The sequence below is a fragment of the Blastomonas sp. genome, assembly GCF_046294995.1.
In the GTDB taxonomy this organism is placed as follows: domain Bacteria; phylum Pseudomonadota; class Alphaproteobacteria; order Sphingomonadales; family Sphingomonadaceae; genus Blastomonas.
In genome coordinates this window covers 25,380-36,887 of record NZ_JBKBOG010000015.1, presented here as the reverse complement: position 1 = coordinate 36,887, position 11,508 = coordinate 25,380, and the positions used below count along the sequence as shown (strand labels likewise).

At 64.9% G+C, this 11,508-nt stretch carries 10 protein-coding genes; 1 reads left to right on the top strand and 9 read right to left on the bottom strand.

The annotated features are described in order from the left end of the window. Positions 1-3 precede the first annotated feature (3 nt). The 4 genes from paoC to ACK4R0_RS14060 all read right to left on the bottom strand — a co-directional run bounded on the left by paoC (position 4) and on the right by ACK4R0_RS14060 (position 4,447). Positions 4-2,205 carry an aldehyde oxidoreductase molybdenum-binding subunit PaoC gene (paoC, locus tag ACK4R0_RS14075; protein WP_409675165.1) on the bottom strand — a complete coding sequence of 734 codons (2,202 nt, stop codon included), beginning with the start codon at positions 2,203-2,205 and terminating at the stop codon, positions 4-6. A gap of 6 nt (positions 2,206-2,211) precedes the next feature. Continuing rightward, a complete protein-coding gene (locus ACK4R0_RS14070) occupies positions 2,212-3,162 on the bottom strand; it encodes an FAD binding domain-containing protein (protein WP_409675162.1) in 951 nt (316 codons plus the stop codon). After that, on the bottom strand, positions 3,159-3,803 hold the full coding sequence (gene paoA, locus ACK4R0_RS14065) for an aldehyde dehydrogenase iron-sulfur subunit PaoA (protein ID WP_409675159.1): 645 nt from the start codon (positions 3,801-3,803) through the stop codon (positions 3,159-3,161). The genes ACK4R0_RS14070 and paoA overlap by 4 nt, the downstream gene beginning before the upstream one ends. 170 nt (positions 3,804-3,973) lie before the next feature. Beyond that, on the bottom strand, positions 3,974-4,447 hold the full coding sequence (locus ACK4R0_RS14060; protein ID WP_409675156.1) for a DUF2269 family protein: 474 nt from the start codon (positions 4,445-4,447) through the stop codon (positions 3,974-3,976). Positions 4,448-4,667: 220 nt separating this feature from the next. On the opposite strand from ACK4R0_RS14060, the gene asd reads away from it, so the two are divergent. Beyond that, positions 4,668-5,525 (top strand): archaetidylserine decarboxylase, encoded by an 858-nt coding sequence (asd, locus tag ACK4R0_RS14055; RefSeq protein ID WP_409675153.1) that lies wholly within the window; start codon positions 4,668-4,670, stop codon positions 5,523-5,525. A 6-nt stretch (positions 5,526-5,531) separates the two neighbouring features. Here the strand turns inward: asd and ACK4R0_RS14050 are convergent, their stop codons facing one another. The 5 genes from ACK4R0_RS14050 to ACK4R0_RS14030 all read right to left on the bottom strand — a co-directional run bounded on the left by ACK4R0_RS14050 (position 5,532) and on the right by ACK4R0_RS14030 (position 11,481). Continuing rightward, entirely contained in the window at positions 5,532-6,152 is a 621-nt protein-coding gene (locus ACK4R0_RS14050) for an N-acetyltransferase family protein (protein ID WP_409675150.1), read from the bottom strand. Positions 6,153-6,203: 51 nt separating this feature from the next. Next, positions 6,204-7,946, bottom strand: coding sequence for an N-acyl-D-amino-acid deacylase family protein (locus tag ACK4R0_RS14045; protein WP_409675147.1), 1,743 nt, complete (start codon positions 7,944-7,946; stop codon positions 6,204-6,206). A 295-nt stretch (positions 7,947-8,241) separates the two neighbouring features. Further along, the gene (rsmA, locus tag ACK4R0_RS14040; RefSeq protein ID WP_409675144.1) at positions 8,242-9,066 is read right to left on the bottom strand and encodes a 16S rRNA (adenine(1518)-N(6)/adenine(1519)-N(6))-dimethyltransferase RsmA; all 825 of its coding nucleotides are present in this window, start codon (positions 9,064-9,066) and stop codon (positions 8,242-8,244) included. 11 nt (positions 9,067-9,077) lie between these two features. Further along, positions 9,078-10,073, bottom strand: coding sequence for a 4-hydroxythreonine-4-phosphate dehydrogenase PdxA (pdxA, locus tag ACK4R0_RS14035; protein ID WP_409675141.1), 996 nt, complete (start codon positions 10,071-10,073; stop codon positions 9,078-9,080). Between the two features lie 25 nt (positions 10,074-10,098). Beyond that, positions 10,099-11,481, bottom strand: coding sequence for a peptidylprolyl isomerase (locus tag ACK4R0_RS14030; protein WP_409675138.1), 1,383 nt, complete (start codon positions 11,479-11,481; stop codon positions 10,099-10,101). Positions 11,482-11,508: the final 27 nt, after the last annotated feature.

Sequence of the window (11,508 nt, the reverse complement as noted above, 5' to 3'; positions counted from 1 at the left end):
CGGTCAGGCCATCTCGGGGAGTTTGTCGAGCAGCTTGTCCAGCGTCACCGGATACTCGCGCACCCGCACGCCGGTGGCATTGTACACTGCGTTAGCGATGGCCGCCGCCACGCCGCAGATGCCAAGCTCGCCCACGCCCTTGGCCTTCATCGGCGAGGTGGTGGGGTCGGTCTCGTCGAGGAAGATCACTTGCTGGTGGGGAATGTCGGCGTGAACGGGCACTTCATAGGCCGCCAGGTCATGGTTGACGAAGAAGCCGAAGCGCTTGTCGATCGCGAGTTCTTCCATCAGCGCCGCGCCCGCGCCCATCGTCATCGCGCCGATCACTTGGCTGCGCGCCGATTTGGGGTTGAGGATGCGTCCGGCAGCGCACACCGCCAGCATCCGCCGGATGCGGATCTCGCCGGTCGCGGCATGCACGCCCACCTCGACGAAATGCCCGCCGAAGGTCGACTGTTGCTGCTTGTCGGCAAGGTCGCCATATTCCATCGTGTCCTCGGCAACGATCTGCCCATCGCGCGCGGCATCACCCAGCGCGACCGAGCGACCGCCCGATGTCACCTGACCATCCGCAAAGGCCACGTCAGCGCTGTTGAAACCGAGCTTCTGCGCCACCGCCTCGCGCAGCTTGACGCAGGCGGCGTAGACCCCGGCGGTCGCGCTGTTGGCGCCCCATTGGCCGCCCGAACCCGCTGCAGCCGGGAACGCTGAATCGCCCAGCCGAACCTCGACCTGATCGAGCGCAACGCCCATCATCTCGGCCGCGGTCTGCGCGATGATCGTGTAGCTGCCGGTGCCGATATCGGTCATGTCTGTCTCGACAATGACCCGCCCCGACGGTTCGAGACGGACGCGCGCGCCCGACTTCATGTTGATGTTGTTGCGGAACGCGGCAGCGACACCCATTCCGGTCAGCCACATGCCATCGCGCGCGGTGCCCGGCTTGGCCTTGCGCTTGTTCCAGCCGAATTCCTTCGCCCCGATCCGCAGGCATTCGATCAGCTGGCGCTGCGAGAACGGGCGTTCGGGGTTTTCGGGGTCGACCTGGGTATCGTTGATGATGCGCAGTTCGACAGGATCGATACCCAGCTGTTCGGCCAGCTCGTCCATCGCGATTTCCAGCGCCATCAGACCGGGTGCTTCGCCGGGCGCGCGCATGGCGTTGCCTTCGGGCAGATCGAGCACGGCGAGCCGCATCGCGGTCATCCGGTTGGCGCCGGCATAGAGCAGCCGGGTCTGCATCACAGCGGTTTCGGGACCGCCACCGGGCAGATCGCCCGACCAGCTTTCATGCCCGATCGCGGTGATCTTGCCGCCCTTGTCGGCGCCGATGCGGATGCGCTGGATCGTCGCGGGACGGTGGGTGGTGTTGTTGAAGGTCTGCGGCCGGGTGAGGGCGACCTTGACCGGGCGCCCTGCGGCCTTTGCGCCCAAGGCTGCAAGGATCGCGTCGGTGCGGACGAACAGCTTCCCGCCGAACCCGCCGCCGATATAGGGCGAGACCAGCCGGACATTTTCCTTGGGCATCACCAGCGTCTTGGCGACATCGCCGACAGACCAGGCGATCATCTGGTTCGATGTCCACAAGGTCAGCTTGTCGCCTTCCCATGCCGCGATCGACGCATGCGGTTCCATCATCGCGTGCGACTGGTCGGGGGTGGTATAGCGTGCATCGAGCTTGACCGGCGCCGAAGCGAAGGCACCTTCGAAATCGCCGACAGTGGTGTCGTCGTTATCGTCGCCCTCGGGCTTGGTCGCTTTGTCGAGCGAGGCGGCGAGATCGTACGATCCGACCCCGCGGCTGTATTCGACCTGTACCAGCGCCGCTGCGGCGCGTGCCTGCTCGAACGTCTCGGCGACCACCAGCGCGACCGCCTGATGGTAATGCTCGATCACCGGACCGCCGAGCAGCTTGGCGGTGTTGTTCCTGCCCTTGCCCAACGTCCCTGCGCTATCGGCGGTCACGACCGCCAGCACGCCTGGCGCATTGCGGGCGGCGGACAGGTTCATCGAGGTGATACGGCCCTTGGCGATGGCAGAGCCCACGACATAGCCATAGGCCTGGTTGGCAGCGACATCGTTGCGTTCATATGCATAAGGCGCGGTGCCGGTGGTCTTGAGTGGGCCGTCGATCCGATCGGTCGGCTTGCCGATGACCTTGAGCTGATCGATGGGATTGGTGGTGGCGGGCGTGTCGAATTTCATGGAAGGTCAGCCCTTTGCCTGTGCCAGAACCGCACCCAGCGTCCGCTGGGCCAAGGTCAGCTTGTATGCGTTGTGCTCGCGCGGTTCGGCATCTGCGAACGCCTTGGCGGTGACCGCCTTTGCGCCGCGTGGCAGCTCTGCGTCAGCGGCTTCGACACGCCATGGCGTGTACGCGACACCGCCAAAAGCGACCTGCCCGCTGCCATCCTTCTGGATCACCGCGCCGACCGAGACCAGTGCAAAGGCATAGGACGCGCGGTCGCGGACCTTGTGGTAAATGTGCGTGCCGCCGACCGGCTTGGGCAAGGTCACGGCCGTAATCAGTTCGCCCGGTGCGAGCACCGTGTCGAGATGCGGCGTATCGCCCGGCGGCTTGTAGAACTGCCCAAGCGGGATCGTGCGGCCCTTGCCGTCGGTCGTCATCGTCTCGACGCTGGCATCGAGCGCGCGCAAAGCCACTGCCATATCACCGGGATAGGTCGCGATGCACGATGCGCTGCCGCCGACGATCGCCAGCTGGCGGTTGTATCCGCCGATCGCGGCGCATCCGCTGCCGGGCTTGCGCTTGTTGCAGGGCTGATTGGTGTCATAGAAATACGGGCAGCGGGTACGCTGCAGCAGGTTGCCTGCGGTCGTCGCCTTGTTGCGCAACTGACCCGAAGCGCCTGCGACCAAGGCACGCGAGAGCAATGCATAATCCTTGCGGACGCGCATGTCGGAGGCAAGATCGGTGTTGCGCACCGTCGCGCCGATGCGGAAGCCGCCGTCCTCGGTCTCGCCCATGCCGTTGAGCTCGAGCCGGCTGATGTCGATCAGATGCGTCGGGGTCTCGATCTCCAGCTTCATCAGATCGAGCAGGTTGGTGCCACCGGCAATATAGCGCGCGCCGGTGTTGGCGGCGAACGCTGCGGTGGCAGCCTGGGGCGTATCGACGCGCTCGTAAGTGAAGCTCTTCACGCCTTGGTCCCCGCTACGTCGTTCATCGCATCGATGATGTTCGAATAGGCTCCGCAGCGGCAGATGTTGCCGCTCATCCGTTCGCGCATCTCATCGGACGAAAGACGGGGTGCCTTGGTGATGTCATTGGTGACGTGGCTGGGCATGCCCGCCCTGATTTCTTCGAGCACCGCAACCGCCGAGCAGATCTGCCCCGGGGTGCAATAGCCGCACTGATAGCCATCGTGCGTGATGAAAGCCTGCTGCATCGGGTGCAGATTGTCGGGCGTTCCCAGTCCCTCGATCGTGGTGATGTCATCGCCATCGTGCATCACTGCGAGCGTCAGGCAGCTGTTGATCCGGCGGCCATCGACCATCACGGTGCACGCACCGCACTGGCCGTGATCGCAGCCCTTTTTGGTGCCGGTCAGCTTTAGGTTCTCGCGCAGCGCGTCGAGCAGCGAGGTGCGGGTGTCGAGTTCCATCTCGTGGCGCTGGCCGTTGACGGTGAGCGTGGTCGTGGCAACCGGCGGGCTGGCAGCCTTGTTGCCACGTGGTTGGGCGAGCGCTCCACTCGGTGCGATGGCCGCCGTCGCCACGGTCGTTGCGCCACCCGCGATGACACCGCGCCTCGACATATCGAATTCTCCAGTAAACTGCATGGCGTTGCCCCCTGATGCCGTGATGTCGCGCAAAATGTCTACGAGTCCTGCTGGCTCCCGTTCCGGGCCAGGATGCGTTTTGGGCCCCGCGCGAGTATTGCCGATAAACGCGCGTTTGCCCATATTTGTTGCCGCACCGCAGCAATAAAAACCGGGTCGCGGAAAATCCCTCAGGTGGCGGGTTTCGCGATCATCAGATAGAGCGCTGAGACCAGCGGCACCGTGGCGACGAGGCCCCAGAAAAGCCAGCGGCGCGCAAGCATCCGGTACTCATCCGAAATTTCGCCGGCCGAGGCGAATTCGCGCGCCATGCGTGCCTGCTTGACCTGGATCGGGATCAACAGGCCCAGCCAGATAACCCCCGCCGCAACGAAGCACAGCTGGCTCCACACCAGCCAGCCTGGCCCGGGAAAATCATAGCGGGCCTCGAACATCGCACCATAGCCGCCGACCATCGTCAGAACGATTCCCGGGACGGTCAGCCCAAAGTCGGTGCCGGTGACCATGTGCTGGCCGAACGCGACGATTCCGGCATTGCGGGTGCGGTCGGCAAACACCTTCCATACCGCCGTCACCGTGATGTTCCCCAGCAACAGAATGATCCCCAGCACATGCATCAGCTTGAAAATATCGAACGTCGTCATGCATCTTTCCATCGCCCGGCAGAATCGGGACCGGATGGCAGGATGCGATGGCAACCGCATGAATGGCAACCGGAAATCGTGATCGCGCAAGGCCAGGGCGCGGGCAGCGGATCGGTCAAATCTGTGTCGGCACTGGACGTTGCAGGCAATCGTGGCCAGATAGTCGCAGTTCCGCCCTCTCGCCGGGCCGGTCCGACGCTCAACCAACATCTGGAAAACCATGGCCGATCGATTGAAAATTCTGCTGCAGCACGCGCTGCCCAAACAGGCGCTGACGACGCTGGCAGGGCGGGTCGCCGGGGCGCAGGGCGGGGCGATGACCACGCGGCTGATCGGCTGGTTCGTCAAGCGTTACGGCGTCGACATGGCAGAAGCGCACGACCCTGAAATCGCCAGCTATGCCAGCTTCAACGACTTCTTCACCCGCCCGCTCAAACTGGGGGCCCGCCCGATTGCCGAGGCAGATTTCGTCAGTCCGGTCGATGGTGCGATCAGCCAGCTCGGCGCTATCGATGACCATCACATCATCCAGGCCAAGGGCCACCGTTACACGATCACTGATCTGGTTGGCGGCGATGCCGAGCTTGCCGAGCCCTTCCGCCATGGCAGCTTTGCCAACCTGTACCTGTCGCCGCGCGACTATCACCGGCTGCATATGCCGTGCGATGGCAAGCTGCTGCGGATGATCCATGTTCCCGGAGCGCTGTACTCGGTGAACCCGGTGACCGCGCGCGGCGTGCCCAATCTGTTCGCGCGCAACGAGCGGGTGGTGTGCGTGTTCGAGTCGCCGCAGCACGGGACGTTCGTGATGGTGCTGGTCGGCGCGACCATCGTCGGCAGCATGGCGACGGTGTGGCACGGCGTGGTCAACGCAAAGCGCACCGGCAAGCCCTCGCAATGGGACTATTCGGGCCAGGACATCGTGCTCAGGCAGGGCGAGGAGATGGGCCGCTTCCTGCTCGGATCGACCGTCGTCATGCTGTTCAAGCCCGGTACCATCGCGTTCAACCCGGATTGGTCGGCAGAAATGCCGGTGAGGCTGGGCGCAATGATGGGGCAGCGTCCGGCGGCGTCCTGAGGATTTTCAAAGATAGTCGTCCAGCGCCGTGAAGATATCATCGATACCCTGAAGCTGGCTGGTGGCGCGGATCGCCGCGATTGCGGGCGCCACCTCGAGCACATAGTCCTGCACGCCACCGTCCCAGGTCAGCATCTCGGCGCCGATCGACCGGATGAACCCGATGGCCGCCTGGTTCTCTGCGAGGGTCTGGATGTCCAGGACATCGATCTGCTTGACCCGGCAGTTGATCAGCAGCACCGCAGTCAGCATCCGGCCAATGCCGATGCCTTGATACGCATCGAGCGTTGCTACCGAAAACTCGCCGAACCCTTCGCGCTCGGCGCTGCGGATGGCGTGGACGGCGCCGATTGCGGGGTTGTCCGTGCCGTTCATATGGATCGCGCCCCAGGCGATATGCTCATGCCCGTCGGCATCGACCAGCTGCTCGATCACGCTGTCCGACGGCATCGGCTGCACCGAAAAGAACCTGAGATAGCGCGACTGGGTGGAGAGATGCGCGATGCCGGTGCGCATCTGGTCCGCATCCGAGGTGCGGATCGACCGGATGCAGACGGGGGTTCCGTCGCTCGCGACGGTGTGGATGATCCGGTCGATGATCTCGCCTGATTGCGGTTCGGAGTCCATGCGCTGCTGTCTTCCCGAGTTGCAGTCCTGCGCGCCGCGCGCCGTCCGGGCTTATTCGGCGGCCACGCGCTGCTCGACATTCTGCGGCCCGCGGATCAGTCCGCCGGGCCGCGCCTGTGTCACCTCGCCATCGCGGAAGGTGATCTCGCCGGACTTGATCGTGGCGACGTACCCTTGCGCCTTCTGCAGCAGCCGCTTGCCGCCCGCCGGAAGATCGAACGCCAACCAAGGGCGGGAAAGCCGCATATTGGCCAAATCGATGATGTTGAGATCGGCGAGATAGCCGGGCTTGAGCACCCCGCGATCGTTGAGGCCATAGAGCCGCGCGGTATCATGGCACTGGCGCTTGACCGCGAGTTCGACCGGGATCGTGCCTGCCTTGCGGTCGCGCGCCCAATAGCTCAGTAGAAAGGTGGGCGCTGCCGCATCGCAGATGGTGCCGCAATGCGCGCCGCCATCAGACAGCGAGACCACGGTATCGTCGCGCTCGAGCAGCCCCTTGATGAAATCGAGGTTGCCGTCCTGGTAATTCAGGATCGGCAGGTAGATGAAGCCGTTGCCGTCGTCCGCCATCAGCGCGTCATAGGCGTAGTCTGCGCCGTCCTTGCCCGCTGCCTCGGCCTTCAGTGCGATGCTGTCTTCCCGCGTCGGTTCGTAGTCGAAATCGTCGTGCATCGGGAACTGCATCGCCCAGCAGGCGGTCACCAGCATGAACAATGCGGCGATATCGGGCGAGGGCGGGGGGAGGTTGTCTTCGGCAAGCAGCTGCGCCTTGAATGCCGGGTCCTTGAGGCGGGCGAGTTGCTGGTCCCAGGGCAGATCGGCGATCGCGCGCCAGCTGGACCGCTGGACGAACGGGTGCACCGTGCCGCGCCAGTTCATCACCACGCCGGTGCCACGCAGCGAGATTTGCGCGACGACATTGCCGCCGGTGCGGTTGGCCTCGGCGCACGCGGCCATCTGCTGCGTCCAGCTCATCTGCTTCATCGGCGATTGCAGCATGGCGAAGGTCACCGGCAGCCCGGTCTCCTTCGACAGCGCGGTCATCCAGTCGAATTCGTTCCACTCAGGAACGAGGTCGGACGCCATCTCGAACACGCCATAGCCGACATTGCCCATCGCGCGGCCGATGCCGATCAGTTCCTTGGCCGTGGCGGTCGTACCGGGGACGAGCTCGCCGTCGATCGACTTGTGCAGCACCGTGCGCGACGACGAAAAGCCGAGCGCACCGGCGCGCAGGCCGTCCTCGACGATCCGCGACATCGCGGCGATGTCGGCGTCGGTCGGCTCCTCGTTGGCCGCACCGCGCTCGCCCATCACATAGGCGCGCACCGCGCCATGCGGCACGTGCGTTCCGATATCGATCGTCCGCGGCAAACGCTCGAGTGAATCAAGATATTCGGGGAAGGTCTCCCAGTCCCATTTCATCCCTTCGGCAAGCGCGGTACCCGGGATGTCTTCCACCCCTTCCATCAGCCCGATCAGCCACTGGTGCTTGTCCGGCGCGGCGGGCGCGAAGCCGACGCCGCAATTGCCCATCACCACGGTCGTCACCCCATGCCAGGACGATGGGGCCATGACATCATCCCAGGTCGCCTGGCCGTCATAATGGGTGTGGATGTCAACGAAGCCGGGGGTGACGATGTGCCCGCTGGCGTCGATTTCCTCGCGCGCGCTGCCGGTGACGGTACCCACGGCTGCTATGGTATCGCCGCTGATCGCGATATCGCCGATGAACGGCGCGCCGCCCAGGCCATCATAGATCGTGCCGCCGCGAATGATAAGGTCGTACATGGTTCAAGCTCCTCGTCCGGTCCGCCGCGCCCAGGTCTGGTGCCGGGCTGCATGCGGGTTTGGGAGGATGCTAGCGCGCCTATCGCGAAAGGGAAGGGGGTTGTGCGGGAATTGCGGGTGGGGTGGGGGTGGGGTGCCACGTCCCTCGACGTAGTTTATCCTGAGCGGCTAGCTTGCCAGCCAGCCGAAGGGCTCGGGAACACGGGAGGTGGCGATTTATCTCGGTTAAAGGCGAGTTGCCACCACAGTCCGTGTTCCCGAGCGTAGTCGAGGGACGTTGTGCAGCCGAGGCGACCTAACCCGCCTCCATCGCCCTTGCCACCCGAACAAAGTCGACCACGCTCAGCGTTTCCGCCCGACGAGACGCATCGATCCCTTCCGCCTCGAGCGCAGCCAGCGCGCCGGGCAGGCCCTTCAGGCTCTGCCGAAGCATCTTGCGCCGTTGCCCGAAGGCAGCGGCAGTCAGCGCCTCGAGCCGTGCGGGTGCGACGCCTTCGGGCATCGGGGCAGGCGTCAGATGGACGATCGCGGACATCACCTTGGGCGGCGGGGTGAACGCGCTACGGTGGACCTTCATCGCCAGCCGCGCATGACAGCGCCACTGGCTGAGGATGGCAAGGCGGCCATAGGCATCGTCGTTGGTGTCCGCGACGATGCGATCGGCAACCTCGCGCTGAAACATCAATGTCAGCGACAGCCATTGCGGCGGCCAGGTCTTGCCTCCCAGCCAACCGACGAACAGCGCGGTGCCGACATTATAGGGCAGGTTGGAGACGATATGGCACGGCCCCGGCATGACCTGTGCCAGCGGCAGTTCGAGCGCGTCACCCTCGATCACCGTCAACTGGCCGGGAAATGCCTCGCCCAGTTCGGTGAGCGCAGGCAGGCAGCGGCGGTCGCGTTCGATCGCGGTGACGTTGGCGCCAGCGCGCAACAGGGCGCGGGTCAGGCCACCGGGACCGGGCCCGATTTCGAGCACATCTGTGCCCTCCAGATCGCCCGGGACGGCGGCGATCCGGTCGAGCAATTGCTCGTCGAGCAGGAAATTCTGGCCCAGCGCCTTGCTCGCGGCAAGGCCATGGCGCGCGATCACGTCGCGCAAGGGGGGCAGGACTGTCACGGGGTTGCGCATCAGCCTTCGTACGTCTGGCGGCGCTGCCACGCGGCGCCCGCCATCCGGATCGCTGCGATCATCGAGCTTGGGCTGGCGCGGTCCTGCCCGGCGATATCGAAGGCGGTGCCATGGTCGGGGGAGGTCCGCACGATCGGCAGGCCCAGCGTCATGTTAACCGCATCATCGAAGTGCAGCGCCTTTACCGGGATCAGCGCCTGATCATGATACTGGCACAATGCGACGTCATAGCGCGCGCGGGCTGCGGCGTGGAACATCGTGTCGGCAGGCAGCGGACCTGCGACATCGAACCCATCGGCTCGCAACAGGTCGATTGCCGGGATGATGATCTCGGTCTCCTCGCTGCCCATGCTGCCCTGTTCGCCCGCATGCGGGTTGAGGCCGGAGATCGCAATGCGTGCGTTCTGGATGCCGAAGTTGCGCGCCATGCCCTTGGCGGCAGCACGCACCCGGTTGACGATCAGCTCGATCGACAGCGCTGCAGGTACCTGCGCGATGCCGATATGGACGGTAATCGGCACCACCCGCAAATCCGGCCCCGCCAGCAGCATCGCGACGTTCTGGCGTGAGACGCCGCATGCTTCGGCGATGAATTCGGTCTGGCCGGGGAAGTTGAACCCGACCTTCTGCAACTGGATCTTGGAGATCGGTCCGGTGACGATCGCGCGCGCCGTGCCAGCGCGCGCCAGGCCCACGCCCATCTCCAGGGCCTGCAACGCGCAGCGCGCACCGTCAAGATCGGGCTGCCCCGGCACCACGGTGCCGCTGTCGATCACCGGCAGCACCGGCAAGGCTGTGGCGAAATGCGCGAGCGCGTCCGAGGGCGTATCGATCACCGCGATCGGCCCGTCCCAGACGCCGGAAAACGCGCGCGGGTCACCAATCGCGAAAAAGGCAGGCAAGCCCTCGGGTTCGCGGGCCTGCCAGCTTTTCCCGATGATCTCCGGGCCGATCCCGGCTGGGTCGCCGGACGATATGGCCAGCAAACCGCTCACGCCGCGGTGAGGTCCGTCGCATGCATCAGTTGTACTCGATCACCGCGTCCCGGCGAAGATCGCGCAAATAGATCTGCGCGCGGCGGCTGACCTTTTCCTCTTCCATGTTGGCCATCAGCTGCTCGGCGCTGGGGCCACCTGCGGCCTGCGGATCGTCGCGGCCGCAAAGCACGAGAACGCGCACGCCATCCTTGACCGATCCGAACGGCTGAGTCGCTTCGCCGATCGACAGCGCGATCAGCGTGTCCTGCAGTGGCGCAGGCAGGTCGCGCACCGCTACCTGATCGTTGTTGGTGACCGTTGCGCCCAATCGTGCTGCGATTTCGTCAGCCGAACCGCAGCCCTTGATCGCGCGTGTGGCGCTGGCGAACTCGGACGCACGCCGCGTCGCGTCAGCCTCGGTGGTACCGGCTGGGAAGGCGATCGACAGCTGCTTGAGGCCAAGCAGCGCGTCGCGCGGGTTGGCAGTCAGGATCTGGCGCTTGTCGATCAGGTAGATCAGCGAGAAGCCGCCAGGGATCTCGATCGGCCCGGCAAGCTGGCCGACCTGCATGTCGCGCGCCACCACGCCCAGCGCAGGTGGAAGCTGCGCGAGCTGCAGCCAGCCCAGATCGCCGCCGACCGCTGCGGTCGATGCTTCGGAGAACTGACGGGCATAGGCGACGAAAGATCCGCCCTGCTGCAGCTGCTCGACGATGCGCTGGGCGTTCTGTGCAACTTCGGCGCGGTTTTGCGAGTTGGCCGAAAGGTAGATTTCGCCGATGCGGAACTCTTCGGTTCCCTTGGCCGCCTGCAGCCGCTCGATAACCTCTTTCACTTCTTCTTCGGACACGTTGATGAACGGCGTCACGTTGCGACCGAGCAGCCGCTGCCAGGCGAGCTCGCCGCGAATCTGCCGCTTGAGCGACCGCGACGACGATCCGATGCTCTCGAGATACTTGTCGAGCGCGCTGGTGTCGCGGCCGAAGTTCTGCGCCGCGACCTGCGCATAGGTGCGCTCGACCTGTCCCTCGTCGACCTTGATGTCGTTGGCGGCGGCTTCCTGGATCTGCAGCGTCTCGTCGATCAGATTGCGCAGCACCTGCAGCCGCAGCCGCTCACGTTCCTCGTCAGACACCGGCGCATCGTTGGCCGCCAGGATCAATGCGACCCGCTGGTCGATATCGGTACCGGTGATGATCTCGCTGTTGACGATCGCGGTGGCGCGGCGGACGTTCGGGTCCTGCTTGCCGAACATCGTCAGGCCCTCGGGAACGTCGAGCTGGGCTTCAGGCGGTGGTGCGCCTTCTTCAGACACGGTCTGCGCGAACGCGGGCATCGATAGCCCGGCAATCAGCGACAGCAGGAGCGTCTTTTTCGCCAGCCGACGGGTACGGATCGCGATGGTGTTCAATGCGTGCAAGCTCATATCTTCCTGATTGGGGAAAAGCGATCC

Coding starts and splice junctions, on each gene's coding strand:
- paoC (WP_409675165.1), bottom strand. CDS start 2,205: ATGAAATTCGACACGCCCGCCACCACCAATCCCATCGATCAGCTCAAG.
- paoA (WP_409675159.1), bottom strand. CDS start 3,803: ATGCAGTTTACTGGAGAATTCGATATGTCGAGGCGCGGTGTCATCGCG.
- ACK4R0_RS14060 (WP_409675156.1), bottom strand. CDS start 4,447: ATGACGACGTTCGATATTTTCAAGCTGATGCATGTGCTGGGGATCATT.
- asd (WP_409675153.1), top strand. CDS start 4,668: ATGGCCGATCGATTGAAAATTCTGCTGCAGCACGCGCTGCCCAAACAG.
- ACK4R0_RS14050 (WP_409675150.1), bottom strand. CDS start 6,152: ATGGACTCCGAACCGCAATCAGGCGAGATCATCGACCGGATCATCCAC.
- ACK4R0_RS14045 (WP_409675147.1), bottom strand. CDS start 7,946: ATGTACGACCTTATCATTCGCGGCGGCACGATCTATGATGGCCTGGGC.
- ACK4R0_RS14030 (WP_409675138.1), bottom strand. CDS start 11,481: ATGAGCTTGCACGCATTGAACACCATCGCGATCCGTACCCGTCGGCTG.